General features: G+C 52.0%; 25 protein-coding genes. 18 read left to right on the forward strand and 7 right to left on the reverse strand.

Annotated elements, in window-relative coordinates:
* Window positions 1-33 precede the first annotated feature (33 nt).
* From PsWM33_RS28260 to PsWM33_RS26130, 5 genes are all read left to right on the forward strand, one after another.
* Window positions 34-243 carry a twin-arginine translocation signal domain-containing protein gene (locus tag PsWM33_RS28260; RefSeq protein WP_208994761.1) on the forward strand — a complete coding sequence of 70 codons (210 nt, stop codon included), beginning with the start codon at window positions 34-36 and terminating at the stop codon, window positions 241-243.
* Window positions 240-671, forward strand: a complete 432-nt coding sequence (locus tag PsWM33_RS28745) for an MBL fold metallo-hydrolase (protein WP_208994762.1) — start codon at window positions 240-242, stop codon at window positions 669-671. The genes PsWM33_RS28260 and PsWM33_RS28745 overlap by 4 nt, the downstream gene beginning before the upstream one ends.
* A complete protein-coding gene (locus tag PsWM33_RS28750) occupies window positions 641-949 on the forward strand; it encodes an MBL fold metallo-hydrolase (RefSeq protein ID WP_208994763.1) in 309 nt (102 codons plus the stop codon). Before PsWM33_RS28745 ends, PsWM33_RS28750 begins: the two co-directional genes overlap by 31 nt.
* Before the next feature lie 204 nt (window positions 950-1,153).
* On the forward strand, window positions 1,154-1,996 hold the full coding sequence (locus PsWM33_RS26125; RefSeq protein WP_063302194.1) for a transporter substrate-binding domain-containing protein: 843 nt from the start codon (window positions 1,154-1,156) through the stop codon (window positions 1,994-1,996).
* 13 nt (window positions 1,997-2,009) lie between these two features.
* Window positions 2,010-2,966: an amino acid ABC transporter permease gene (locus PsWM33_RS26130; protein WP_063302195.1), complete on the forward strand. Its 957-nt coding sequence runs from the start codon at window positions 2,010-2,012 to the stop codon at window positions 2,964-2,966.
* Between the two features lie 20 nt (window positions 2,967-2,986).
* Here the strand turns inward: PsWM33_RS26130 and PsWM33_RS26135 are convergent, their stop codons facing one another.
* Window positions 2,987-3,652, reverse strand: a complete 666-nt coding sequence (locus PsWM33_RS26135) for a hypothetical protein (RefSeq protein WP_063302196.1) — start codon at window positions 3,650-3,652, stop codon at window positions 2,987-2,989.
* Window positions 3,653-3,677: 25 nt separating this feature from the next.
* Entirely contained in the window at window positions 3,678-5,258 is a 1,581-nt protein-coding gene (locus PsWM33_RS26140) for a multicopper oxidase family protein (protein WP_063302197.1), read from the reverse strand.
* A gap of 493 nt (window positions 5,259-5,751) precedes the next feature.
* Here PsWM33_RS26140 and PsWM33_RS26145 point away from each other — a divergent pair, with 493 nt between their 5' ends.
* From PsWM33_RS26145 to PsWM33_RS26190, 10 genes are read left to right on the forward strand one after another with little or no spacing between them, the layout of a single operon-like run.
* Window positions 5,752-6,015, forward strand: coding sequence for a hypothetical protein (locus PsWM33_RS26145; RefSeq protein ID WP_153040020.1), 264 nt, complete (start codon window positions 5,752-5,754; stop codon window positions 6,013-6,015).
* 10 nt (window positions 6,016-6,025) lie between these two features.
* Window positions 6,026-6,829, forward strand: a complete 804-nt coding sequence (cobA, locus tag PsWM33_RS26150; RefSeq protein WP_057463311.1) for a uroporphyrinogen-III C-methyltransferase — start codon at window positions 6,026-6,028, stop codon at window positions 6,827-6,829.
* Window positions 6,822-7,193: a c-type cytochrome gene (locus tag PsWM33_RS26155; protein WP_057463310.1), complete on the forward strand. Its 372-nt coding sequence runs from the start codon at window positions 6,822-6,824 to the stop codon at window positions 7,191-7,193. The genes cobA and PsWM33_RS26155 overlap by 8 nt, the downstream gene beginning before the upstream one ends.
* Window positions 7,190-8,371: a cytochrome D1 domain-containing protein gene (locus tag PsWM33_RS26160; RefSeq protein WP_063302199.1), complete on the forward strand. Its 1,182-nt coding sequence runs from the start codon at window positions 7,190-7,192 to the stop codon at window positions 8,369-8,371. The genes PsWM33_RS26155 and PsWM33_RS26160 overlap by 4 nt, the downstream gene beginning before the upstream one ends.
* A gap of 55 nt (window positions 8,372-8,426) precedes the next feature.
* Window positions 8,427-9,425 (forward strand): siroheme decarboxylase subunit beta, encoded by a 999-nt coding sequence (gene ahbB / locus PsWM33_RS26165; protein WP_063302200.1) that lies wholly within the window; start codon window positions 8,427-8,429, stop codon window positions 9,423-9,425.
* Window positions 9,422-9,910, forward strand: a complete 489-nt coding sequence (locus PsWM33_RS27575) for an Lrp/AsnC family transcriptional regulator (RefSeq protein ID WP_063302201.1) — start codon at window positions 9,422-9,424, stop codon at window positions 9,908-9,910. The genes ahbB (PsWM33_RS26165) and PsWM33_RS27575 overlap by 4 nt, the downstream gene beginning before the upstream one ends.
* The gene (gene ahbB / locus PsWM33_RS27580) at window positions 9,907-10,482 is read left to right on the forward strand and encodes a siroheme decarboxylase subunit beta (protein ID WP_063302202.1); all 576 of its coding nucleotides are present in this window, start codon (window positions 9,907-9,909) and stop codon (window positions 10,480-10,482) included. The genes PsWM33_RS27575 and ahbB (PsWM33_RS27580) overlap by 4 nt, the downstream gene beginning before the upstream one ends.
* Window positions 10,418-11,632: a heme d1 biosynthesis radical SAM protein NirJ gene (gene nirJ, locus PsWM33_RS26180; protein WP_063302203.1), complete on the forward strand. Its 1,215-nt coding sequence runs from the start codon at window positions 10,418-10,420 to the stop codon at window positions 11,630-11,632. The genes ahbB (PsWM33_RS27580) and nirJ overlap by 65 nt, the downstream gene beginning before the upstream one ends.
* Complete coding sequence (locus PsWM33_RS26185) at window positions 11,607-13,208, forward strand: nitrite reductase (RefSeq protein ID WP_244272095.1); 1,602 nt, start codon at window positions 11,607-11,609, stop codon at window positions 13,206-13,208. Before nirJ ends, PsWM33_RS26185 begins: the two co-directional genes overlap by 26 nt.
* On the forward strand, window positions 13,165-14,064 hold the full coding sequence (locus PsWM33_RS26190) for a CbiX/SirB N-terminal domain-containing protein (RefSeq protein WP_082827162.1): 900 nt from the start codon (window positions 13,165-13,167) through the stop codon (window positions 14,062-14,064). Before PsWM33_RS26185 ends, PsWM33_RS26190 begins: the two co-directional genes overlap by 44 nt.
* 24 nt (window positions 14,065-14,088) lie before the next feature.
* On the opposite strand, the gene PsWM33_RS26195 is transcribed toward PsWM33_RS26190, so the two are convergent.
* Window positions 14,089-14,808 carry a Crp/Fnr family transcriptional regulator gene (locus tag PsWM33_RS26195; protein ID WP_208994764.1) on the reverse strand — a complete coding sequence of 240 codons (720 nt, stop codon included), beginning with the start codon at window positions 14,806-14,808 and terminating at the stop codon, window positions 14,089-14,091.
* 649 nt (window positions 14,809-15,457) lie between these two features.
* Between PsWM33_RS26195 and PsWM33_RS26205 the strand changes: the two genes are divergently transcribed.
* Window positions 15,458-15,883, forward strand: coding sequence for a GNAT family N-acetyltransferase (locus PsWM33_RS26205; protein WP_063302205.1), 426 nt, complete (start codon window positions 15,458-15,460; stop codon window positions 15,881-15,883).
* Between the two features lie 28 nt (window positions 15,884-15,911).
* Here PsWM33_RS26205 and PsWM33_RS26210 read toward each other — a convergent pair whose 3' ends face one another.
* Entirely contained in the window at window positions 15,912-16,394 is a 483-nt protein-coding gene (locus PsWM33_RS26210) for a hypothetical protein (protein WP_063302206.1), read from the reverse strand.
* 379 nt (window positions 16,395-16,773) lie between these two features.
* Between PsWM33_RS26210 and PsWM33_RS26215 the strand changes: the two genes are divergently transcribed.
* Window positions 16,774-17,835, forward strand: coding sequence for a helix-turn-helix domain-containing protein (locus tag PsWM33_RS26215; protein WP_244276749.1), 1,062 nt, complete (start codon window positions 16,774-16,776; stop codon window positions 17,833-17,835).
* A 43-nt stretch (window positions 17,836-17,878) separates the two neighbouring features.
* Here PsWM33_RS26215 and PsWM33_RS26220 read toward each other — a convergent pair whose 3' ends face one another.
* The gene (locus PsWM33_RS26220) at window positions 17,879-19,543 is read right to left on the reverse strand and encodes an aminotransferase class V-fold PLP-dependent enzyme (RefSeq protein WP_063302208.1); all 1,665 of its coding nucleotides are present in this window, start codon (window positions 19,541-19,543) and stop codon (window positions 17,879-17,881) included.
* A gap of 601 nt (window positions 19,544-20,144) precedes the next feature.
* Here PsWM33_RS26220 and PsWM33_RS26230 point away from each other — a divergent pair.
* On the forward strand, window positions 20,145-24,806 hold the full coding sequence (locus PsWM33_RS26230) for an ExeM/NucH family extracellular endonuclease (protein ID WP_063302210.1): 4,662 nt from the start codon (window positions 20,145-20,147) through the stop codon (window positions 24,804-24,806).
* 241 nt (window positions 24,807-25,047) lie between these two features.
* On the opposite strand, the gene PsWM33_RS26235 is transcribed toward PsWM33_RS26230, so the two are convergent.
* Together PsWM33_RS26235 and PsWM33_RS26240 are read right to left on the reverse strand one after the other, a co-directional pair.
* Window positions 25,048-25,866: an aminoglycoside phosphotransferase family protein gene (locus PsWM33_RS26235; RefSeq protein WP_063302211.1), complete on the reverse strand. Its 819-nt coding sequence runs from the start codon at window positions 25,864-25,866 to the stop codon at window positions 25,048-25,050.
* A 119-nt stretch (window positions 25,867-25,985) separates the two neighbouring features.
* Window positions 25,986-26,978 (reverse strand): HlyD family type I secretion periplasmic adaptor subunit (locus PsWM33_RS26240; RefSeq protein ID WP_063302212.1); only part of this gene is annotated, 993 nt, incomplete at its 5' end.

Consider the following 26,978-nt stretch of genomic DNA (forward strand, 5'->3'; position numbering starts at 1 on the left):
AGCCCTATGCTCCATATAGAGATAGGTGACAAGATGAACAGACGGAAATTTCTTGGTTTAAGCGGAACAACAGCACTGGTTTCTGCCGTTGGTTTGCCTGTACTAGCGCATGCCAAAGTGAACGGTTCGCCAGAGGAAACACTGCAGATACAGTGGCTTGGCGGCGCCACAATGCTCATCAGCTTTGATGGAGTACGTTCCTCACGGATCCTGCCTTTGGCGTTGGGAAGCAGGCGATTGTGAGGCCGAACCCGAATGAGATGTTTGACCTTGTAAAGGGACCCAATATCAAACCGCAGCCAAGATTTGGGGCTTTACCTGCGTTTGATCTTAGAGCGATAACTGCAACACTGATCAGTCATTCCCATCCAGACCATTTTGATGCAGCAGCAGAGGCGAAAATCGCTTCTGACATGGCGATGATCACGACAGAGCATGACAAACAAACGCTTGTAAAGAAAGGCTTTTCCAATATCATCGCTCTGCCATGGGGCGAGCAAATGGTGTTTCCGACTAAGTCTGGTCAGATCACCATCACGGCAGTTCCCGCCGAGCATTCTGAGAATGCGGAGATCCTGAAGATCCTCGGACCGGGCAATGGGTACTTCTTTGAGTTTGTGGCGGTGATTATTGCAGGACCATGTACTGGACTGGCGATACCTTCCCGGTGAATGATGTGATGGCCAAAGTCCAAGCCCTTGGTGCCATTGATGTTCTTGTGCCGCATGTTGGCGGGGTGGGTGTGACGGGCGCTCTTGGGAAGATCAGCATGGATGCCGCGGATGTGGTGGACATGGTGGATCGCCTGAAGCCGAAACGCGTCCTGCCCATTCATCACTCCACGTTTGGGCTGTTCCTTGAACCGATCTGGAAACTGGTGCAGGCGATGGAGAGGCATGAAGCAGGTCTTGATGTCGTCGCAGAAGGCAGCACGGTTCAATACCAATAGATGAAGATGTATGTGCGATGACTATTATGAGTCATCGCACATACTATCTAATAAATGGGCAATCAGAAGAATAAATAGATTAGCCCCATAGATTTCACTCAGTGAAACTGAAATGTATTCATATATGAATAAATGAGAATCTCTTGTTTACCTTGGTTCTGTTGCATAGGATCACCCGGATAATATTATTATTTGGAAGGGTAAATGAATATTATTAAATCAATTGCGAGTATTGGCTCGGTTGTCAGCGTGTCTTTGCTGGCCTTAACTCAACCCGCATTTTCCGGCGAAGTGATGGACCGCGTCATGGAGAGTAAGGTGATCCGTGTCGCGACCAACTCGGGGTATCCGCCAGCTTCGTTCCTGAACGCTGATGGTGTGTTTGAAGGCTATGATATTGATGTTTCAAAGGAAGTTGCCAAACGCATGGGCGCAAAGGCAGAGTTCTTGAACCCGGCTTGGGAGGCCATTACATCCGGCAAGTGGGGCGGACGCTGGGAGATGTCCATCGGCTCCATGACACCAACACCCGTTCGCGCGAAAGTACTCGATTTTCCAGCGGTTTACTATTACACGCCTGCCGCTTTTTACGTGCACAAGGATGCGTCTTATGAAACAGTTTCGGAGCTAAACGGCAAGCGCATTGGCGCCAGCACAGGGTCCACCTTTGAGTATTATCTTCAGCACGAGTTGAAGTTGGACCCGGCTTACTCGCCTGCCTTTGAGTTTGCGGTGACACCGGGTGAAGTCCGCACCTATGAGGCTGATAGCAACGTACTGGATGATCTGCGTCTGGGAGATGGCAAGCGCCTAGATGCTGGCATCACTTCGGTCCCAACCATTCTGGAAGCGATCAAGGCGAACTATCCGATCCGTATTCTGGGAGAGGCGGTGTTCTTTGAGCCTCTGGCGGTTGTGACGTCTCGTGATGATCCTGATTTTTCCAAAAAGGTTGGCGAAATCATTGAGGAAATGCGGGCTGACGGTACGTTGGTTGAGCTTTCCCAAAAGTGGTTCGGGGCCGACCTTGTAACCACGACGCACTAGTGCGGTTGGTCCTATGACACTGCTTGTGAACCTGTTTAGCCATGCGCCCTCCCGGCGTCTGGTTTTCTTCGCGGTACTGGCGGCGTTGCTCATGGCGTTTGATCTGAGCAGCGTTGGGCAATACCTGACGACCCTTCTGAACCTTGATGTGGCCCCTGATACCGCTTCCGTGCTGGCCGCATTTGCGATTTCTGCCGTGATCACAGCAGACTTAGTGTTCGTCTCCAAACTGCCGATGAAGGTGCAAGTGCCGATCTATTGGGCGCAGCTTCTGGCGCTGTTTCTGGGGTTCTTTTATTCGTTTGACCTGTCGTTTCCGTTCATTATCGAACGGTTGCCGATCCTGCTTTACAAGGGGCTGTTCTACACGCTCTTTGTCTCGTTTGCGTCCATCATTTGCGCCAGCTTGCTGGCATTTGTTGGCGCACTTGCCCGTCTGTCCAACTCAGGTCCAGCCTATGCGGCTTCAACGTTCTACGTCTCGTTTTTTCGCGGTACGCCGTTGTTGTTGCAGGTTTATCTGATTTATCTGGGCTTGCCGCAACTTGGAATCACGCTGGATGCAATCCCATCAGGTATTCTGGCTTTGTCGCTCAGTTACGGCGCCTATATGACGGAGATTTTCCGAGGGGGCATACAGGCGGTTCCACGGCAACAGTCAGAAGCCGCCGCCGCTCTGGGCTTGCAGCCCTGGCAAGTTATGTGGAAGGTGGTTTTGCCTCAGGCAATCCGCATCATCATTCCGCCAACGGGCAACAACTTCATCTCTATGCTCAAGGACAGCTCGCTTGTGTCTGCCATGGGCATCATGGAGCTCATGTATCTGGCACGGACGCTTGGGCGCTCCGAGTTCAAACACTTTGAGATGTTGATCAGTGCCGCGCTTATCTACTGGGCGGTGAGTTTCGTCTTTGAGATGATACAGGCACAGCTGGAGAAGCGGTATTCCGCGCCGCAGAAGGTTGGGTAAGCAAAAGGAAAGAGGGCCACTCAGGCCTTCTTTCTGTCGCGAAGCAAGTCATGATACTTGAGAGCGCAGTAATAGCCGATGGTGAAGAAGATGCTCATGGCAAGGACTTGTAGATAGAACCGGTCAAACGTGTTCCGGTGCAGTATCAGGTTGAGTGCATGGCCTACGTAAACGCCAAACATCATCATGGAAATTGCGAAGACGTGTATGAAGGTTTTTGCGCTTTTGGAAGCCGGATGCCCTTTGCAGTGATCCGCGAAAAAGCAGGTTACAATACAAGCGCCCACCATGATGAGAGTCATCCAGTTTAGATAAACAGCAGCCAGTGTCAGGCTGTTCATCTGTTGCATTGCCAGGTTCTGATCAATGGACAGGTCGATCTGGTGGCCCAAAATCATACCGAACCCGCCATAAACAAACCCGCTCCAGAAATACGTGAAGAGGTAGCTGGGCATACCTGCGTTTTGCAGGCTGACCATGCCTGCAAAGAATATGGCGAGAATGAAAGCAACTTCAAATACATGAAGGGTATCTGGCCGTGTGATCATTGCCACCACAACCAGCTGAAGCACGAGCATCACTCCATAACCAAATGGGTTGGTAAGTAGAAAATGGCTCAGAGAAAAGCTGCGCATTCGTTTTGGCTTCCGCTCGTTGTTAGGGCTGATGCCGTGTACCTCAGTCATGTGAACCTGATGTTGTCTCGGGCTGTTATTGGTTGTTGTTCCAGTCGTCTTTTTCTTTCAGGTCTCTGACGACTTTCACGTGCTGCATCATGCCGCCATCCTCATGGTAGAGCAGGTGGCAGTGCAAAGGATACTTGCCGACGAAGTCTTTGAACCGCATGCGGAATTTTACATGCCCGTGAGGTGGGACCTGAACGGTGTCTGCCCAGAACGGGAGCTCCAGCGTGTAATCCAGAGGGTCTTCGCCCTGAATTTCAAAGACATACATGGGGTTTACGTGGATATGGATGGGATGCGGAAACTCGCTTTCATTCTCAAGAGTCCACTCTTCCGCCGCGTCCAGTTGAACCCAGTGATTGACCACCTCACAACCGCCAAACTGGCCGTGGTCGATGGTGACGTTCACCCCTCGGTAGTATTTCTCAGGATTATCCAGCGTATTCGCCTGAAAGGTCAGTGTGCGTTTGTTCGTCACTTCTTCTGGGCCAATTGGCTCCAGCAGGCCACCGTGCAGGCTTTCCGGGAAGGGAGGTGGCGTGGTGCGCTCAGCTGTTTCGCTCGGCATGTAGATCGCTGCGGCGACTTCTTCTCCACGCTCGACTTCAATGGCAAAGAGTGGCGGGTTGTTGTGGTACTTGTAATGCGGAATGAACTGATATTCGACCGAGTCATTTTGCACGTAATAGAATGCGCCTGGAGTGGCCGCCTCGCTGATTTTCAGCAGGACAGATGCGCGGTTTGCCGGGGCAAGGCTGATGCCCCCCTGTCTGCGATAGTTGTCAGTGGGGTTGCCGTCATACCCGTAGATGAATATCTGCCCGAAGAATGGGCACTCGAAGTTGATCGAAGAGCGTGTGGTTGCGTTCAACAGGCGCAGATTGATCAGCTCTCCCGGTTTTACCTTGATGATCGGGCAGTACTGGCTGTTGACGGTGATGTTGTATTCACTGTTGGGGAACTTGGCGACCTGCTTCTGGTCTTCCACCTTGCCCTCAGCGTTGACGGCAATGTTCTGGAACACCATGCAGTATTCCTTCACACCCATCTCCTTGAGCTGATCATCAAACGCGCCGCGCACGATAATCATACCAGCCATACCGCTGCCAACCTGCAAGGCCACGGACCCGTGTTTGTGCGGGTGGTACCAGTAGACCCCCGGAGGATGGTCCGCCGGAATGTCGTATTCGTAGTCATACCCTTCGCCGGGGCGAATGGTCATGCAGACGTTGTCTCCGGGCGACTCCGGCGTCACATGCAAGCCGTGTGTATGGATGTTGTAGTTGTTGAAGCCGTAAGGGAAGTTGATGTCATCCGGCTCGACTTGGTCCTGCTCCGGCAACTTGTTGTGTGTGTGGATCTGTAGCTTTGAACCCGGCCTGATCTCAATGGTTGGGCCAGTCAGAGTGTTTCCTGCCTCTTTGGTGAGATCGCTGGTGAAGACCCGGGTGTAAGTTGGAACGTTGTGCGGCTTTTCAAAGCTGAAAACATTGTTGGTGTCGTATTCAACATCCAGAGTGACTTCCAGATGCTTTTTTTCAGGATCCATTACGTAAGCGGGCGGGTTTTTGATAGGGCTCAGGAAGGAAAAGGGCTTCGCCTCACTCATGTAGCGGTTCCTCACGTCGGCAGCACTCAAGTGCTTGTTGGCTTTGATTTCAACCTACTGAGGATGGGGGAGTGGTGGAAACGTTGCTTGGCAACGGGGTTAAGGTTCCGTTAGGTAAAAAGGTTGGTTCCAATCTGACTTTACGTTTATTCCCTAAACGCGCACTCCGTGCAGCTCTGGGTGGGTGCCAACTTGCCGTTGTCAGGAAGTAAATACCTGAAACGGAATCTCTTTCTCCTTTTTAGAACGATTATTTTTTGTGGGAAGTCTACGTATTTTTTGCCTGCGCGTGACCTATGTCAATTTAGCTGGGATATCACCACATGCAGTTGCATTCCTGTGAAATTTCTACACACATCAACCCATTGAAATATATGCGAATAATAGCCTTTCATGAGGCGCTCACAATAACTTGACGATGGTCAATGTAAGAAGCTCGAGGGCAAGCTTACATAACGATGCCGGGTAAGGTTCGTTTCTATTGGAGTTTATGGTGTCGTTTAAATCAATTCTCCGTTTTTTGGCCAGTATCGCGCAGAAATGCGCAGTCAGCGCCGTGGCTGTAAGCGCTCGTAAGAAGCCAGCAGCATTTGATGACAACACTCTCAATTATGAAAGTGCCATCAAAGACGAACCCCTGATTGCTCCTTGGGGCAAGTTCTATGTCTCTAACACCTTAAAAGACATCGGTTCGGCAACACTCCAGATCACCAGAGGGGCGCGGATTGTCCCTCTATTTTCGCCAGTTTCGATTTGAGGAATGAGTTATGAGAGGCATTGGTAAGGTCAGTCTGATTGGCGCAGGACCGGGTGATCCGGATCTCCTGACAGTGAAAGCTCTGAAGCGCATTCAGGACGCTGAAGTCGTTGTTTACGATCGTCTGGTCTCTCAGGAAATTATGGATCTGGTTCCGCCTAAGACAGCTCTTTATCCTGTCGGGAAGAAGCCGAAGAGCCATCCTATTCCTCAGGAAGAAATCAACCAGTTACTCGTTGATCTCGCCAAAGAAGGTAAGCGTGTTGTGCGCCTTAAAGGTGGGGATCCGTTTATTTTTGGCCGCGGCAGTGAAGAAGCTGCTGAATTGGTCATTGCCGGCGTCGACTATGAAGTCGTGCCAGGCATCACAGCTGCGCAAGGCTGTGCCTCAAGCCTAAACCTGCCACTCACGCATCGCGGCCTTGCAACGGGGCTAAGATACGTAACCGGGCATTGCCAGAAAGATGTACCCCTCGATCTGGATTGGGCCAGCCTTGCGGACCCTAACACCACCCTCGTGATCTACATGGGCCTTGCTGCCATCGCCGAGATTTCTACCAAGCTTGTTGAGCACGGCATGCCTGCAGACATGCCTGCTGTTGCGATCTCGAAGGGCACCACATCAGAAGAGCAGAAAGTGTTCGGCACACTCACCACAATCGGTGAGCAGGCTAAGGCAGCTAAACTACCAGCGCCGACACTGTTCATGATTGGTGATGTTGTGGGTCTAAAAGACTCTCTGGAGCTGCCGTCCTTCTCCGGCAGTGAGGCAAAATGGGGCGATAGACCTCATCTGGAGGTTATCAATGGCTAAGACAGAGCGGAGTGTGCAAAACCCGCTGCGTTCTTTTCTGAAGGCTGGGGTGCTGGCGCTTCCGTTGCTGACTGGAGCGCCCCTTGGGGCTCTTGCCGATGAAGAGGCCCTCAAGATCATTGATCGCGAAAAGCTGACAGACTTCGTGCAGCAGGACTGTGGGTCCTGCCACGGTCTGACACTTGAGGGCGGTCTTGGAGGGCCAATCCTTCCAGAAAATCTGGAACATATGGACTCTGATGTCATTCAGGAAGTGATCCTTGGCGGATTGCCGGGAACGGCAATGCCACCATGGCGCGGCTTCCTCACCGAAACTGAAGCGGCCTTCATTGCGGAAGGTCTTAAAACAGGAGCATTCAAGTGAAGACGTTTTTTGCTGCCGCAGCCTTAGGTGCGGGTCTTTTATTTGCTTCTGCAGCCAGTTCTGAAGACCTGCGCGCCACGGGCGATCTGGGTCTGATTATCGAACGAGCCACAGGAACAGCCCTGATTGTCGAAAGCACAGACCGTACTGTGCTGGCTCAGGTAGAGAGTTTGGGCAACCTCTCACACGCCTCCGTCGTTTACTCGCGAGATGAGCGCTACGCCTATGTGTTTGGCCGCGATGGTGGCTTGTCCAAAGTGGATATGCTCACTGGCAAGCTTGTTGGCCGCGTCATGCAGGCTGGCAACTCCATCGGTGGTGCTATCTCTGATGATGGCAAGCTGATCGCAGTCGCCAACTACAAACCGGGCGGCGTGAATGTATTTGATGCGGAAACTCTGGAGCTGGTCTCCGAAGTGCCTGCGATCTATGACGAAGTGGGCAATCAGTCGAAGACCATTGGACTCGTAGATCTGCCCGGTCGTCGCTTTGCCTTTTCCCTTTGGGATGGTGAGCAAACATGGATTTTGGACTATTCCAAGAGCCTGAAGCCTGAGATTACCAAACTCGAAGACATTGGTGTCTTCCCATACGACGCGCTGGTCACGGGCGATGGCCGCCACTACATCGTTGGTTTGTTTGGTGAAGACGGCCTCGCTCATGTGGACCTTTGGAAAGAGCCGCTGACGGTTGAGCGCATTATGGATGGTTACGGCAAGGGGGAAGAACCTCTTCCGGTCTACAAGATGCCGCATCTGGAAGGTTGGGCGAAAGCTAATGGCATGTACGCACTGCCAGCAATTGGTCGCCACGAAGTTCTGTTCATGGATGAGCGTGATTTCACTGAAGTTGATCGTGTGAAAGTGCATGGCCAGCCGGTGTTTGCCATGGCGCGTCCTGATGGTCGTCAGATCTGGGTGAACTTTGCGCCTCCACACAACGACACCATTCAGGTGATCGACATTCTGGAACGCAAGATCATCAAAACGATGAAACCGGGACCGGGCGTGCTGCATATGGAGTTCACTCCACGCGGCAACGAAGTCTGGATGTCCGTTCGTGACAAGAATGAAATTCATGTCTACGACACAACGGATTTCTCCCTGAAAGAAGTTCTGCCAGCGGAAAAACCAAGCGGCATCTTCTTTACTTCACGTGCACACCAGCTGGGGCTTTAGCCCCCGGCTTTCCCAGGGCGGCGCTGGCCGCCCGAGCGATTGGGGAGTTTGCGATATGAGCGCACAGCTGAGTGATATTGATCTCGTATTGGTGGACAAGTGGCAGCATAATTTCCCGCTTGTTCCTAAGCCATTCAATCTCATAGCCCGGGAAACCGGGGTGGACGCTTTAGACGCGATCAGCAGTTACGAACGGCTGGTCGCAAACGGCGTTATTTCGCGCATTGGCGCGGTACTGGCTCCAAATACAGTGAGCGCAAGTTGTCTGGCTGCCGTGTCTGCACCTCCACACTTTGTGGAAACGGCAGCGCAGCTCATCAACGATGAGCCGGGGGTCAATCATAACTACCTGCGTGAGAATGATCTCAATATCTGGTTCGTGGTTGTTGAACGGGATCGGGTGACGTTAGAGGCCACGCTCGCCCGTATTGAGCAGAACACCAATCTGGTAGTTCATGCTTTTCGGATGGAAAAGGCTTTCCATTTAGATCTGGGGTTTTCTTTGACAGAGCAGCGGCTGGAAAAGAAGACCCCCGTGCTTCCTCCTGTAGACATGTCAGTGCTGGAACCGGGTGATATCGACCTGCTGGAAAAGCTGTCTGATGGCATTCCGCTCTCGGACCGCCCGTTCCTGCGCATTGCGCTGAAGCTGGGTCGCTCGGAAACCTCCGTGCTTGAAAGGCTGAAGGTGTTACAGGATGCTGGCATCATTCGCCGGTTCGGTGTGGTCGTGCGGCATCGGTCCATCGGTTACAAGGCGAATGCGATGACGGTCTGGAATGTTCGTGATGAGCATATTGATGACGTTGGTGCCACATTCTCTGCTGACCCGATGGTGAGCCTTTGCTACCAGCGCAACAGAGAGATGCCGCTTTGGCCATACAACTTGTACACCATGACCCATGCGAACAGTCGTGAAGAGGCGCTGGAGGTCATCAACCGGCTCTCTACCATGGCTACGCAGCATGTGATGAGCAGCGATGTGCTGTTCTCCACCAAGTGCTTCAAGCAACGTGGTGCCCGCCTGTCTCGCAGTGTTGGAGTAAGTGCATGAGCACAGATATTGCCCACCTCAATGAACCTGCCAAGGTGCATCTGGATGGTCTGGACCGCAAGCTGATCAACCGCTTGCAAGATGGTCTACCGGTTGTCTCCAAGCCGTATGCAGCGGTTGCAGAGGAACTGGGCATTGCGGAAGACTTGCTGCTTGAACGCCTGAAATGGCTGCTTAAGACGCGTATACTCACTCGTTTCGGGCCTATGTTCGACATCGCTCAAATGGGCGGGGCGTTCTGCCTGTGTGCCATGGCCGTGCCGGAAGAGCGCTATGACGAGGTGACTGAACAGGTGAACTCGTTGGAGGAGGTGGCACACAACTATGCGCGTGATCACGAGTTGAACATGTGGTTCGTGCTTGCCACGGAAACCCCTGAAGAAATTAAGAGTTGCGGGAAACGCATTGAAGAGCTGACTGGGATTCCGGTTCGGCTGTTCCCGAAAGAACGCGAGTTTTTCATTGAGTTTAAGGTTCCAGTATGAGCACGCATAATATCGACGAATTCTCCGAATTTGACCGTGCTTTGGTGGCTGCGCTGCAAGAAGGCTTGCCGCTTGTCTCCGAGCCCTACGCGCAGATCGCCAATCAGCTTGGCGTGAGCGAAGAACTGGTGCTGGAGCGAGTCGCTTCCATGAAAGAAAACGGTGCAATTCGTCGTATTGCGGCTGTGCCAAATCATCGCGCCCTTGGCATGCGTGCCAACGGCATGTCCGTCTGGAATATCGTTGATGAGGACGTTGAGCGCATTGGACAAATGATGGGTTCTCTGGACTTTGTGTCCCACTGCTATCAACGCCCAAGATGGCTACCTACATGGCCGTATAATGTCTTTGCCATGGTGCATGGAAAGACTCGCGAAGAGTGTCTGACTTTAGTCAAGGAAATAGAGGCGCTCATAGGGACATCATGCAATGGAAATGATGTCCTGTTTTCGACAAAAACCCTGAAAAAAACAGGACTTAGACTTCGTCGCAGAGGGGAGAGCCCGCGTGTTTCGTCTGACCCATTATCTCAAAGCTCTAGCGGATCCGTATCCACTTCCACCAGCGCGTAAACCTGCTGGTCCGGTTGTTATCTGGAACTTGATCCGCCGTTGTAATTTGAAGTGCAAGCACTGTTATACAACCTCAGGCGATGTAGATTTTCCCGGCGAGCTTTCAACCAAGCAGGCCTATGAGGTTATTGATGACCTGAAGGGCTTCCGCGTCCCGGTTATCATCTTCTCTGGTGGTGAGCCGCTGATGCGTCCGGATATGCTGGAGCTGTCGGCCCATGCCAAACAGCTTGGCTTCTATACCGCCCTGTCCACCAACGGCACGCTTATCGACAAAGATATGGCGCGTAAGATTGGTGAGATCGGTTACGACTATGTTGGCATCTCACTGGATGGCATCGGCAAGGTGCATGATGACTTCCGCGGCATGGATGGTGCGTTTGACCTGTCCTTGCAAGCAGTGCGTTACCTGCGCGAGGAAAACGTGAAAGTTGGCCTGCGCTTTACACTGACAGAAGAAAATGCCGATACGCTGGATGACTATCTGGACCTGTGCGCCCGCGAGAAAGTAGACAAGATCTACCTGTCTCACCTTGTCTACGCAGGACGCGGCAACAAAAACCGTGGTGAAGATGCGCACCTGAACGTGACCCGCAAAGCCATGACCCGCCTGATTGAAAAGGCGTGGGAAGATGTGCTGGCTGGCAAGTCCAACGAATACGTGACCGGCAACAACGATGCGGATGGCATCTACCTGTTGCAGTGGGTGCGTGAGAACATGCCGGAGAAAGCTGGTTATCTGGAAGATATGTTGGAGCGCTGGGGTGGCAATGCCTCTGGTGTGAACATCGGCAACATCGATAACACCGGTAAAGTGCATCCGGACAGCTTCTGGTGGCACTACACGATCGGCAACGTAAAAGAGCGCAAGTTCTCCGAGATTTGGCAGGATGTATCCGATCCGGTCATGGCTGGTTTGAAGCAGACCCCGCGCCAGATCAAAGGTCGCTGCGGATCTTGCCAATACTTCAACATCTGTAACGGCAACACGCGCGTGCGCGCGCTGCAGCTGACGGGTGACCCTTGGGCGGAAGATCCATCCTGTTACCTGACGGATGAAGAGATCGGCCTTGGCGATGCAAACCACCAGCGCGTTGAAACAACACCATTCCGGGGAGCTCGTCATGAAGCCAAACACGTTTATGCCTAAACTCGCCGGAGTTTTGCTGGCAACCTGCATGTTGGCAGGCGCTGCGGAAGCACGCGGTAAAAAGCTTGAACTCTATCCGGTCTCTGATGCCACAAAGGGCACCTATCAGGAGCTTTGTGCGGAGTGTCATGGTGGCGACCGCTTAGGCGGCATCGGCCCTGCGCTCATTCCGGAAAGTCTGAAGCGTCTGCGCGTAAGTGCTGCGACATCGACCATCAAGGATGGTCGTGTCCACACCCAGATGCCAGCTTTTGGGGATCAGCTCAACGATCAGCAGGTTGCTGATCTGGTGAACCTGGTAAAAACCCCATTGGGCGCGATGCCGGTTTGGGGTGAGAAGGAAATCAACGCGACCCGCGTGTTCAACGAGGATTACAAGCCCGTTGAAAAGCCGGTTTATGAATCCGATCCGCTGAACCTGTTTGTGGTCGTGGAGACTGGGGATCACTACGCCACCGTCATGGATGGCGATACGTTTGAACCGCTCACCCGCTTCAAAACCCAGTTTGCACTGCATGGCGGCCCTAAGTTTACACCGGACGGACACTACGTGTTTTTCATGTCCCGTGATGGCTGGATCACCAAATACGACATGTGGGCGCTGAAAGTGGTTGGCGAAGTGCGCGGCGGCATCAATGCCCGCAACATCGCGCTTTCCCGTGATGGCAAGCACATTGCACTGGCAAACTACCTGCCACATTCTCTGGTGATGTTGTCTGCTGAGGACCTCACCGTTGAGAAGATCTTTGATGCAGAGTCTTTGGGCGGCGAAACCACACGTGTTTCTGCAGTTTATCAGGCACCAGAACGTGACAGCTTTGTTGTCGCCATGAAAGATGTGCCTGAAGTCTGGGAAGTGGCAACCAATCCAAAGGCAGAGCCTGAGTTTGATGCCTATGTCGATGCCGAGAACTACGGCAAGGATGGTGCGAAACCAACATCTGAAGGTTTGTTCGCCCTGCGCCGTATTCAGGTTGATGCACCGATGGACGATTTCTTCTTCGACCAGTCCTACAAACACCTGATGGGATCGTCTCGTGACGGGAAGAGCGGTGTTGTGGTGGATATGGATGAAGGCGCGACCATTGCCAAAATCGATCTACCCGGCTTCCCGCATCTAGGCTCCGGCATCAGCTGGGAGTGGCAGGGGAAACCAGTGATGGTGACGCCGCATCTGAGCGAGAGCAAGATTTCTGTGATCGACATGTCCAACTGGTCCGTATTGAAGACACTTGATACGGCGGGTCCGGGCTTCTTCATGCGATCTCACGAAAACTCCAAGTACGCTTGGGCGGACGTGTTCTTTGGTCCAAACAAGGACCAGATGTACGTGATCGATAAAGAAACGCTTGAGATCGTAAAGACGCTGAAACCGCTCCCGGGTAAAACCGCTGCTCATATCGAGTTTGACCGTGATGGTAGCCACGCCATTCTCTCTATCTGGGAAAATGACGGCATGATCATCATTTACGATGCGAAAACGCTTGAAGAAGTGAAGCGTATTCCAATGAGTAAGCCATCTGGAAAGTACAATGTCTGGAACAAGATCACCTTCTCCGCTGGTACAAGCCACTAGCGACCTGGCACTTGTTCTTGCTGCTCATGGAGATTTGGGCGGCAAGGGCGCCGACAATACACCAGGCCACGCTCGCCTGAAAAATGCTCTGGCGCCCTTACTGCCCGAACTGGATGTGGTGAGTGGGGTGATGAAAGGAACCCCGCCACTACAGGAAGTAGTCGAAAGCCTCCCGCACGAGCGCGTGCTTGTGCTTCCTCTCCTCTTAAGTAACGGCTACTTCTGCAAAACAGTCCTGCCTCGCCGATTGGGGCTGGACTCAAACCTGCAACAACAGAAAGAAGGTGCATGGCAAAGTCTGAACCGAGACGGGCAGTATATCAAGCTGTTACCCCCGCTTGGTGTATTGCCCTTCCTACATGATATGGTTTCACAGAGTATTCAAAGTACTCTGGCACCAAACAGCAAAAGCACGTTGTTAAAGCCGGAACTCGACCGGGAAGTGCTAATTGTTGCTCATGGCTCGACTGTAGGGCCGGAATCACGGCTTTGCGCGCTTCAACTCAAAGAGCGTCTGGAAAGTCGTTACGGTTACAAGCAACTTCGCGTGGCATTCCTCTCCGAGGAACCTTTCGTCGAAAAGGCTGTCCTGACACTTTCCGAAGATGCAATCGTAGTTCCGCTGTTTGCCAGTGGAGGCTTACACGGCCAGGACGATATCTCCAAAATTATGAAAAGCGCTCCTGCGGGATGTAAACTTGCTCCGGTAATTGGCTGCGAACATGCTCTTGCGCAGCACTTGGTCAGCTATCTGCATGCGGACAAGCAGATTCCGGAGACAAAACAGGCCCTTGCTGCGTACCCCGGGAAGAAGCCATCGAAAGATGGAGAGGAATACGCGCAGAGATCCATGTAGGGTTTCAAAATTTATAAGTATTCTTTAACCGTGGCTTGAATGCATAACCACTGTGCGTTCCTGCTCTACCAATGTGTTTAGAACCTGAACGTTGGAAATGATCGCCCGGTTTTGCTTGACCTCGACGCCATAGCTTTTCAGCTTCTGGAATGCGCGAGACAGGCTTTCCGGTTTCATGCCCAAGCGACCAGCAATGAGCGCTTTATCGTAAGGCAGCACCAATGTGCAGGAACCAGCTGGTTCTGTGCTGAGGTTCAACAGGAATTCAGCAACACGCTGCGCGCCCGTATGGGTCTTCAGTCCTTCAATCTGCAACACGAGTTGATGCAGGTGCATGGACAACGACGACATCATTGCCAGCGCGATGTTCGGATCTGCTGCAATTGAGTTGGCTAGGTGGGCCACTGGAATGCAGAGCACCACACTATCCGTAACCGCTTCACCAGAGGCTGGATAGTTTGAGTTTGTAAAGGCAGCACCTTCAGCGAAGGTTTGCCCACGGGTGAAAACCCCTACAACGGCTTCATCACCGCTGCTTGTCGCGCGAAAAACTTTGACCCATCCTTCCAGCACGATAAAGAACGCGTCTGCCTTATCATCCTGAAAAAAAATCATCTCACCGCGCGAGACAGATTTTTTGGTGGCACCCCGAAGCAGCTGTTCTCTTGCCTCGGTACTCAACCGTTTAAGCAAGGGAATTTCAGCGAGCTTCTCCACTTCACTGCTAACTATTGTAGTAGACATTTTTACAGACCTCTCCCACGATCAACCCAATCGTACTGTTGCGTAGATGAAGGACGTTGATCTAACGCAAGTGTTTTTGCGCAATTGGCACCTTGCAGTTGTCCTTTTGAAAGCAAAAAGGACCTAACGAAAATCAAGGAAGTAGAGAACTCAGAGGATTAGGGTCCACTATAGGGAAGGTTTTCACTCAGTTCACTGAGCGAATAAACTTGCCTTTTTGGCTCAATAATATGTTAAAAACTGTCCTTTGGAATGTTTTTTACCCGTTTTTGACGGTGAAACGAGCCTGTTCGGTGGCGAAGAAGCGTCCAGAATGGGCAACGGGCAACGGTTGCGTCTTCACCATCAAGTCCCGAAGCCGGCTAATATTTTCCGGAAATCATGAGATGGTAAGACGCAGATATTTGTAGCTTTAGCAGCACGTCGAACTTGGAAATCTGAGTTGCCTTGACATTGAGCACCTGAGGTTTAGGTTGCTTATTCCTAATGTGTTTCAGAGGAGATTTGATGTCCCGGATCTGAGGGTTCAAACGAAGAACCCCTATGCATGCTTCAAACTTTAATACCGCGCCATTTGCACGGCTCGTTTCGCATGCCTTCATTTTCCGAACATCAAGCGCCGATTAACGGCACTCTTCAGGACATAGAAATGATCCGCAAATTTGAAACTCGCGATACCGAGTCCATTGTTGACGTCTGGCTTGAGGCCAGCAAACTCGCTCACCCTTTTCTGAGCGACGGCTTTTTAGCTCATGAAACCGACAACATCCGAAACATGTATCTGCCTAATGCAGAGACATGGGTTGCTGAAATGAACGGCGTTGTCGTCGGGTTTATTTCATTACTTGGCAATGAAGTGGGCGGACTGTTTGTGCATCCAGACTTTCACGGGCGCAAGCTCGGGAAGGCTTTGATGGACAAGGCGACATCGCTTCATGACAGTGTTGAACTGGAAGTCTTCAAGCACAATCCAATCGGGCGTGGCTTTTATGCGCGCTACGGATTTGAAGAGATGCATGAGGACTTCAACGAGGATACGCAGCAGTTGGTCATCCGGCTGAAGTATTCTGCGTGAACTGACACAAAGATGAAGGAGAGGGCGCTTAGCGCTCTCTCCGGTTCTCAGAGAATTTTTGGAAGATGACACCCATCACCATGGCCATACCGACATGTCCGATGAATGAGGACTGCGTATAAGCGCCAAAATCCATCATGAAGCTTCTGCCGATGAAGGGCGCGAGCATGCCCTGTGCGATGTACCAGAGCAGCACACCAGCAACCACGCCAGAAATCCAAAACCGAAGTCTGGTCACTTGATGTACTGCAAGCACAGCAAGCGGAAAGACAATTGCGCCAACGGAAAAGTGGATCAGGAAGGCGAGGCCGTATGGAATGGAGAGCCCGAATAACTTGTTCGCGAGAGCTGTAACGAGATACGCAGGTTCCAGAACAGGCCCAAACAGAAGCGGTGAGACAAACCAGGCATAAGCCTCAAAGGCGGTTTCGCCAATGACACCAGCCAGCAGCAGTGTGGGCAATACGGTTACGAACGAGGAGGCAGGAGGAACAGAAGTATCCAGGGCCATTGGGAGATCCTTAAGAAGCTCGATGGGGAAACGCACAGATCGAGATATGTGCAGTGAGCACTTCTTTAGGTGTGAGTTTGGCAAGGGGAATACAAGACAGCTCCGTTCCCAGTTTAATCACATTACGTTCACCTGATTGAGAGCCATTGGGCCGGAAACTAATGCCTGGGTCTTCCCCGCTCGTTGTGCTCGCTTCATGCATCAATGCAAGTTTCTCAGGAAAAAACTCAGTTTTCAGGAGGTTCCAAACAAAATGCACAATGATCTGGACGCCACGTCATTGTTCGGGGGGGTCTTGGAGATGTATATAATTGCTATAAGGTTTTAGTAAAAGCACGTATAAATTGAGTTGATTTTACGAGGACATATTTTGAGTGAGGTGGATCTCATTGACGGAGCGCCAAGAGCGGAGATTTCTCAGCCTATTCCTCAGGCTGTGTTTTCCGTTGATGGCGTTGCGCCAGATGAGCGCTTCTCTCTCTGGAAGGAAAGTATCTCCTTCATGTTTCAGGTGGAAGCAGATCATGCCGTCAGGTCTGATGAATTCACTGCAGAAGTAGATGCGCATATGTTCGGGCAAATTATTCTGGCCCGGACAAAAAGCAGAAAGCAGTTTTGGGAAAGGAGTGAGCTGACTATCGCAAAAGATGGGATGGACCACTTCATGATCCAGCTGTTTGAAACGGGAGACATGATTTTCGAGCATGACGGTGCACAACATTCTGTTGCACAGGATGGCCTCATCATTTTTGATTTAGCCAGGACGTCAAAATCCTGGACCAATACATTTTCAAACCTATCCCTGATTATTCCCAGGGAGTTGCTCGAACCTAAGCTGGTTTATCCAGATGGGCAGCATATGCGGAGATTGCCTGCCGCGCAGCCCATGGTTCAGCTTCTTTATAGTCATATTAAGACGTTGAAAGAGTTGTCGGGTCAACTGAGCTTGTCACAAGCTGCAGATATTAACCCGGCAACGATTTCACTCGTTACAGCTTGCCTGAACAGCACATCTGAAGGTGTGGCTCTGGACGAAGCAAACAGCCATGCCGCACAGATTATGCTGGCAAAACGAACAATCAGCGAGCACCTGTCGAACCCGGATCTGTCACCAGAAACTGTGGCCATAAAAGCAGGTATCTCACGTTCAAAGCTATATGAGATGTTCCGCAATTACGGCGGTGTGAAAAGTTTCATTCTGGAGCAACGTCTCAAGGGCGCAATGATGGCACTCATCAGCAACAGCAATGCCCACCGCTCCAACTCGGAAATCGCGTTTTCCTTCGGTTTTACCTACGAGAGCACCTTCAGCCGTGCTTTCAAAAAACGCTTCTCCATGACCCCATCCGAAGCCCGAAACTCCGCCGGCATCGCCTGGACCAGGGCCATGAGCACCCCAAATGTAGACCGCCGCTACGAAGACTGGGTGAAGTATTTGTGAGAGGTAACCGGCGACGGGTTGTCTCCGCCGCCTCGGCTTACTCTTATGCGACGGCGACGTCTTGTGGGCGGACGAACCAGCGGAGATCTTCCACTTTTTGCGGCTGAATGACGTTGTAGCGTTCTTCGGTGCAGTGGTTGCGTAGGAGCTCTGCTTCAGCTGCTTTCATGGTCTCTGCCAGAGACGGGCGATCTGATTTTACTGTGGCTTCTGGCAGCGCGTTGAAATCGAGTGTTTCGAGCGAGGCGGCCAGTTCTGTTTTGTGGTTTTGGTAGCGCCAGACAGCACCGTTTTGGTCGAAGCGGTAAAATGGCAACAGCTTCCAGCCGTGCTCTGCGACCAACTCAATGGCGCGGACCAGATACTCGAAGGTTTCTTCATCAATGAAGTAGTTGAAGTTGAGGCGGATCCAGCCCGGGCGCAGGATCATGTGACCTTCCACCAGCTGCTCTTCCAGTGCCTTGCTGTAGTGCATGTCCATGCCAAGCAATGCGTGGCCGTATGGGCCGGCGCAGGAGCAGCCACCACGGGCCTGAATGCCGAACAGATCGTTGAGCAGCGCAACAACAAAGCTGTAATGCAGGTCTTTGCCTTTATGAGTGATCTTCAGCGAAGTGATAGACAGACGCGGCGCTTCGGAGTTGCCAAGGATCTCGATGTTCTCGCATTTTGACCAGCGGGCTACGGCTCGGGAGACAAAGCTCTCTTCCCGGCGTTCAATCTCATCAGTACCGACGGCTTGCTGAAGCTTGAACACCAGCCCTGCTCGCACGGATTCAATGATGGCTGGTGTGCCGCCTTCTTCGCGGCGCTCTGCGTTTGCCACGTAGCGGTGATCTTCTGGCGTTACATACAAGACGGTGCCGCCACCCGGCATCGCTGGCACACGGTTTTGAAGAATGGCATTGTTGACGATCAGAACGCCCGGTGTGCCCGGTCCGCCGACAAATTTGTGTGGTGACAGGAAGATGGCGTCTTTGGTGCTGTCACCTTGCTCATCCTGAGCACCAGCCATATCAATGCCCACATATGGAGCCGCCGCGGCGTAGTCCCAAAAGGAGAGTGCGCCGTGTTTGTGAAGCAGGCGGGCGACGGTGTCGACGTCGGTTTTGACGCCGGTGACATTTGAGGCCGCCGAGAAGCTGCCAATCTTGAGGGGACGATCTGCGTATTTGATCAGCTGTTTCTCAAGATCATCCAGACAAACCTGTCCACCTTCGCAAAGGGGAATGGAAACCACGTCTGCAATGCTCTCGCGCCATGGCAGTTCGTTGGAATGATGCTCATAAGGGCCGATGAAAACGACGGGGCGTTCTTTCTCAGGGATCTGCTGCTCAAACTTGTAGCGTGCGCTCAGGTCTGCAGGTAGTTTCAGGTTGAGAATATCGATCAGTTTATGGATCGCGGAGGTTGCACCAGAACCGCAAAAGATCACGGAATGATCATCGTTTGCGTTAACTGATGAACGGATCTGCTGACGGGCCTGCTCGCGCAGTGCAGTGGTTTGAGCGCCAGTGTAGGAGGTCTCTGTATGGGTGTTGGCATAGTAAGGCAGAACGTGATCGCGGATGTAATCCTCAATCATGCTCAGCGAACGGCCTGAGGCTGTGTAATCCGCATAAACCAATGGCTTACGACCAAATGCCGTGGCAATGGCTGCGTCCTCACCGATCACTGATTTTCTGATTTTATCGATCAAATTACACATGCTTGCCCCGTCCCTTTATTCCGTCTCTTCAGATTCTTGTTATGGCGAACACACTCTAAGTTCGCTTAGTTTGCTGAAAAGATTCAATATAAGAAACTACATACTACAAAGAGAAGTCAAGTTAGAAAATGATACTCTAAATGAGATAAAATATAGAATTGGTATGATTTTGCTCAAGCAGGTGCTTGCCCCTCGCCATGAACCCGCAAAAATCGTGATTTTGATAATTAAATTTTAATTGTATCTATGGATTCGCAGTGCGTCTTTGTGAAATATGAGTCGCGCAGGAGCCAAACTGTGTTTAAAAGCATCCCGAGTTATGCACAGCACTGGGTAACTTCCTGTCGCCTTGACATTGATATGCAACGCGAAGTTGAAAAAAATTTCACAAAAGAAAATATTATTCGAAATAATATGCGAAAAGTGAAAAATTGATCAATACGTCCTTTACGTCACCCTCTACATCGAGAAAACTGTCGATGCATGCTGCAGAAAATCTTTCGGGCATCTAGCAAAAAATAATCGTTCGTCTTGGCTCCCGGCTCAAAACTGGGAGGGGAGTGACGGACTCGGATAAGATGAACTGTAACGGGGTTGATACATGTTCAATTTCTTTCCTCGATTTAACTTCTACTCGATCAGCGTAAACTTTGGCACGTGGTGGGATGACGTCATCACGGGTACCGACGGTATTGATTGGGTCTGGGGTTTCAACGGTAACGATACCATTTCCACATATGCTGGAAATGACTGGATCCGGGCAGGTAAGGGCAATGACCTTATCTTTGCTGGCGAAGGCAACGATCGCATCAGCGCAGCTGGTGGTGACGATGTCATCCATGGTGGTGCAGGCAATGACAGCATCAATGGTGGTCGTGGTTTCGATACAGCCGTTTATGAAGGCTCAATCGATGACTATTCATTCCAACAGCGTGGTGGCTGGTGGAATCCAAAGACCAAAGTCATCGCAAATGACGGCTCTGAAAAAGACACCTTGATGAATGTCGAGGCAGTTCACTTCGCAGCTGATGACTACACTTACTATTTGGATGGTCGCAACAACGAGATCCGCGCTGGTGAAGATGCTGTTGCATCCGGCGATGAAGGTCTTGTGATTGAGGCTGCCACTCTGCTGGAAAACGACAAGGATTATGACGGCGATACGCTGACAATCACTGAAGTTTCCGCAAGCAGTGCTTCCGGCGCAACCGTCTCTCTCGAGAACGGTCAGGTCTCCTACAACCCAGGCAGTGTGTTTGACAGCCTGGGTGAAGGCGAGACTGCAGAAGATACCTTTACTTACACAGTCACCGACGGCAATGGCAGCACCAAAGACGTCACCGTTACTGTTACTGTGACTGGTTCCAATCAGGCTCCGGTTCTGTCTGTCGCTTCTGACGTTTCTGTTGCAGAAAACACCACTGAGGTGGCAACTGCATCTGCAACAGACGTAGACAACACAGATCTGTCCTATTCCGTTTCTGGTACTGATGCAGAGCTGTTTGAAATCGACGCTGAAACCGGTCAGCTGAGCTTCAAGACAGCACCTGATTTTGAAGCACCAGCAGATGCTGATGGCGACAACGTTTATCAGGTTGAAGTCACTGTCACCGACGCTGACGGCGGTTCTGACACTCAAAGTGTTTCCGTCACTGTTGAAGACGAAAACGAAGTTGTGCGTGACGTAATCGCGTTCGACATGGTCGACTCTCAAAATCAGGGCCTGGTGAGTTTCACCAACACTGCGCCTGATTTCTCCAGCGTTGCTGATGGCTTTGGCAAGTTCACTGCAGACAGCGCGCCGTTCTCACTGGTCGATTCCACCAATGGCGGCTTTGAGAATGACGTTCTGGGTATCATCGATGAAGCCACCAACTCTGGTGAATTCTTCGGCGTAACCGACAGCATCAACAATGACAATGATGGCGAACTGACAGCGTCCTGGACCTTCGACATTGCAGGCTACAAAGATCTGGGTCTTTCCCTTGATCTTGGTGCAATGGGTGACTTTGAAGGCACAGACACCTTTGTGATCCGCTACTCCATTGATGGTGGCGAAGAGCAGGTTCTGTACTCCTTCACCTCTGACAATGACGGTGCACAGACCTACACCCTTGCCAGCGGCAAGACTGTTGATTTGGATGATCCGCTCACTGATGCAGATGCAGGCATTGTGCTGACCAACCAGCTGCAGACCCTCGTGTCTGATCTGGAAGGCACTGGCTCTGAGCTGACCATCAGCGTTGAAGGCAAGTCAGACGGAAGTTCTGAAGCGTTTGCGTTGCAGAACCTGAAGATCCTGGGCAACCCGACTGTTGTGCGCGAAACCTTCGCGTTTGACATGGTGGACTCACAGAATGATCGTCTGATCGAGTACACCAGCACTGCACCAGACTTCACCAGTCCTGCAGACGGCTTTGGCAAGTACACCGCTGCAGATGCGCCGTTCTCGCTGGTCGATTCCACCAATGGCAGCTTCGAAAATGATGCAGTCGGCGTTATCGATGAAGTCTCCAACACTGGTGAGTTCTTCGGCCTGACCGATACCGTCAACGACGATAATCCTAATGGTGACCCGCTGGTCGCGACCTGGCGCTTCGACATCTCAGATTACAGCAATATCAGCCTGTCTCTGGATGCTGGTGCTATGGGTGACTTCGAGTCTGATGACACCATTTCCATCCGCTATTCCATTGATGGTGGCGAAGAGCAAACTTTGTTCGCCTTCACCTCTGACAATGACGGCGCTCAGTCTTACACTCTTGCCAGCGGTAAGGTTGTTGATCTGAACGATCCAATGGTTGAAATCAACTCTGGCCTTATTCTTACCAACCAGTTGCAAACACTTGTTGCTGATCTGGAAGGTTCGGGTTCTGAGCTAACCATCATCGTTGAAGGCTCTGCAAACGGCAGCAATGAAGCATTCGTTCTGCAAAACCTGCAGCTGGAAGGCGACACCACAGGCGGTGGCGGTACGTCCACAACCTACGCTATCGCAGCAGAGGCTGACTCCAAAGCTGAAGGCGACAGCGGCGTAACCTCCTTCGAGTTCACAGTGACCCGTGATGGTGATCTGTCTGAGGCTGGCACTGTTGACTTTGCTGTTGGCGGCGACGTTGATGCAGCTGACTTCGGTGGCACTCTGCCATCTGGCAGCATCGAGTTTGCAGCTGGCGAAACCACCAAGACCATCACAGTCAACATCACTGGCGATGAAACAACCGAGCTGAGCGAAGCCCTGTCTGTGACCTTGAGCAACCCAACGGGTGGCAAGATCACAACCAAGACAGCAACCAGCACTGTTGTGAACGACGATACCGCGCCTACACTCATCTCCACCATTCAGGGTGACGGTGCAGAATCCGGCATGGTTGGCGAGTTCGTTTACGTCAGCGCGCTTGTAACAAGTGTGACCAGCAGTGGTTTCTACCTGCAGGAAGAAACAACTGACAGTGACGGCAAATCCGCAACCTCAGAAGGTATCTTCGTTTACACCGGCGCAGCTCCAACCGTTGCAGTTGGTGATGAAGTGTCCTTCGGTGGTACTGTTGCAGAGTTTGGTGGCCAGACACAGCTGACAAACATTGGGGATCTGAGCATCCTGTCTTCCGGCAATGATCTGCCAGAATACATGCAGGTACTTCTGTCTCCAACAAGCCAGCAGAACCTGGAAGCTCTGGAAGGCATGCGCGTCAGCGTTGGCTCCGGAACAGACGATGCTCTGACAGTCATCGAAAACTTCAATTTCGACCGCTACGGTCAGATTACAGTTTCCGCTGGCGCCCAGTATCAGGCAACCCATCTGTACGATCCTCAGGATGAGCTTGACCAGATCATCGAACATCAGGAAATGAACCAGAACAACCGCATCCTCATCGATGATGGTTCTTCTGAGCAGAACCCTGACGAGTTCACCTACGTGCCAGTTACCGAAGAAAACGGCGACAATGGCAATGGGTATCTGGACAGTGGTGATGACTTCTCTGAAGGGGCAACTCTGCGTCTTGGCACAGAGATCGATGCGCCGATCGAAGGCATTCTCACCGAAGGCTTTGATGGTCATACTCTGATCGTTGACGGCCAGATTTCCATCGATGAAAGCACCAACTCCGGTGCCCGTCCTGACCAGCCTGCTGATGTGGGTGGTGATCTGAAAGTGTCCAGCTTCAACGTGCTGAACTACTTCACCAGTCTTGGTCAGCGCGGTGCGAGCTCCGAGGCAGATCTTGCGCGTCAGACCGACAAGATCGTCAAGGCAATGCTTGATATCGATGCGGATGTCTTTGGTCTTCAGGAACTGGAGAACAACGGCTTTGATGATGCCTCTGCAATCAGCGCTCTTGTTGATGCACTGAATGCGGAACTGACCGCTCAGGGCCGGACTGATGAGCTTTACACCTTCGTGAACCCGACTGACGGGGCTCCGATCGGGTCTGATGCCATCACCACCGGTATGATCTACCGTCCAGGCAAGCTGACTGTCATCGAGACAGAAACCTACACCTATCAGGAAACAAGTGCGGATGCGACATACGCGATTGCGGATCGTCTGCAGGACTTTGCTGATCGTTCATATGTAGGTGACTTCCAGCGTAACCGCCCAACCGTTGCAACCACTTTTGAGGATGCAAACGGCGAGCGCTTTACCCTCGCGGTCAACCACTACAAGTCCAAGGGTCCAAGCGGCCTGAGCGATCTGGTGGAAGACATTCAGGGTAAACTGGATGCAGGTACCATTCCGGCAGCTGATGTTGACCAGGTACAGGCAGATCTGGATGCCTTGATCGCTGATCCAAACTACGATCAGGGCGATGGGCAGGCCTTCTGGGCTCAGGCACGTGAAGATGCAGCAAAAGAGCTGCATGAGTGGCTGAGAACGGAATATGCAGGTGCAGGTCTTGATCCGGACATCCTCGTGATCGGTGACTTGAACACCTACGGCAAAGGCGACTCCGTACAGGAACTGGTAGAGGGCGGCGACATGACCGATCTTCTGTCTCAGTACCTGGGCGATGAAGCGTACAGCTTCGTGTTTGATGGTCAGCGCGGTTCTCTGGACCACGCTCTGGCATCCGACAGCCTTGCTGATCAGGTGACCGGCCTTGCTGAGTGGCACATCAATGCTGATGAGCCAGACCTGCTCAGCTACAACAGCCGCTTCACCGATGCTGGTTTCTACACTGACGACCAGTACGGCGCGTCCGACCATGACCCACTCGTCATCGGCCTGGACCTCAGCAGCCCAAGCGAAATGCTCGTTTAAGCAAAAAAGAAGGCCCTCGCGAGTTTGCGAGGGCCTTTATAAGAACTGAGAAAGCGGCCCTCAAGGCCGCTTTTTTATTGGCCAAACAAATACCAGTCACAAAACAGGGAGGTAAAGATTGCGATGTTTGGTGGTAAACTGAGGGCTCTTTGAGGACGAAAGCAGCTGTGTTGTGCTAGCTCGTCTACTTTACAGACAGCAGCGGTAGTGGCGATACTTTACGCTCCGACGAGCATGTCGCTCATAGAATTGTCAGCAGTTGGCGAATGCACTTGATTGGGTGTCGCCCTTGTCCAATGAGGAAGCTCGATTGTGCATAGAAAAGTGCATTGGTGATCGCACATGAGACAACTTCCCTAGCGTCGCAACCCAAGTGTATGCTGACTCGCCTGGCAAGCTCTTCCATTCGTCCGTGTTTGAAAATCAGCTCTTTTCTGTCCCACGGATTAATAAAAAGATTGGCATACTCAAGTGCTGGAGGCCCTAATAGGCCCCGAGCATCGATGGCGCGCCACGTTGTTCTGTGTTTGATGATGTTTCGGGGGTGAAGGTCACCATGAAGAGCCTGCCAGTCAGTACGATCTGCCAGGACGTCGTGTGCTATTGCTTGGGCGATTGGAACGACGTCCTGTGCCCAAACTGGCACGGCCTTTCGCTTCATATTAAGGCTGTCTGGCATGAGGTGTTCGAGTGTCTTAAGGCCTGTCAAACTGACTTGCGATTTTAAAAGCTGACCGGTTATTTCTAACTGGATATTAAGTGCATCTTCTTCATGCCCCTGATCTATAATATCCAGTAAGCGCGGGCCATCGAGCCATTGCATCAATGCTGCGGTTTCATCGTATTCATATATTCTTACGGCAGAATTGGAATTATATCTCGCTAATAGTGCGAAGCCACCTCTCTCGGTGATTAAGCCATTTGAATTAAGAATCTTAAGTAGAGCTGGACCAAACTTTTCGGAACGACACGAGTAAAAATTGCTACATGTGGTTTCACCCTCATGGGAAAGTTCTTTAAGCCGCCATTTCTGTGCATAGACTTCTGCATGGTCCATCATAAGATGTCCGTGATTTGTTCTGGCTAACAGAGCTCTATTGAATAGCAGCGTACGGAAAGGGGCTTGAGATCCCTTTCCGCCACAGTGTTTGCTTTCGTTCCACGGAAGTAAGGGGTTCCTTACTTCTCCTTCAACGCATGCGCGATTTGGTCTTGCATGGGTTTTATGAAGTAGGAGAGGACGGTGCGTTCGCCGGTTTGGATGAAGCCTTCGACGGGCATGCCCGGTACGAGGGTCTGGCCGTTCAGCTTTGGCATTTCGCTCTCCAGGATTTTCAGCCGTGCCAGATAGAACGGCTCGCCGGTGACCTCATCGCGGGTCAGATCCGGGGAGACGTTGAGCACAGCTGCGCCCAGCTCTGGAGTGGTGCGCTGATCAAAAGCAGCAAGGCGCACATAAGCGTCCTGTCCCACTTGCAGCTGATCCACATCGACCGGTTGAACACGGCTTTCAATCACCAGATCACTGTCTTCCGGCACCACCAGCATGAGTGTATCACCCGGTGCGATCACGCCGCCAACGGTGTGAACGTTGAGCTGGTGCACATAACCGGATTGCGGGGCGCGAATGTCGATGCGCTTCAGGCGGTCCTGTGCAGCCACTTCCTGCTCTTCCAGCTCGGCAATCTGCGAGCGGATGTTTTGCAGGTCAGACAGAACCTTTTCCAAGAACTCTTCGTCCAGCTGCAGGATCTGCACACGCTTTTCGCTGATGGCTTCCTTGGTCTGAGCGACCTGAGAGATCAACCCGCCGCGATCACCAACCAGCTCGGCCCGTTCCCGCTTGATGGCGGTGACCTGAGAGGCGTTGATCAGGCGCTTTTCCAAAAGAGTAGAAAAGTCGGCGAGCTGCTGGGTGACAAGGTCGATGCTTTCGGCTTTGGCATCGCGCTGTACTTGCAGGCCTTCGATCTGCTGCTCCAGCTGAGCAATCTGCTCGCCAAGCTGCTTTTTGCGGCCTTTGATGCCTTGCTGACGGGCAGCAAAGAGAGCTTGCTCACCATCCAGAGCGGTGGCAGCAATCTTGTCGGTTTTTGCCAGCTTAACTAGATAGTCCGGGAAGGCGACCTGATCGTCATTGCGCCATTCGGCAGAAAGGCGGGCTTCCTGCGC

This window comes from Pseudovibrio sp. WM33 (assembly GCF_001623165.1).
Lineage (GTDB): Bacteria > Pseudomonadota > Alphaproteobacteria > Rhizobiales > Stappiaceae > Pseudovibrio.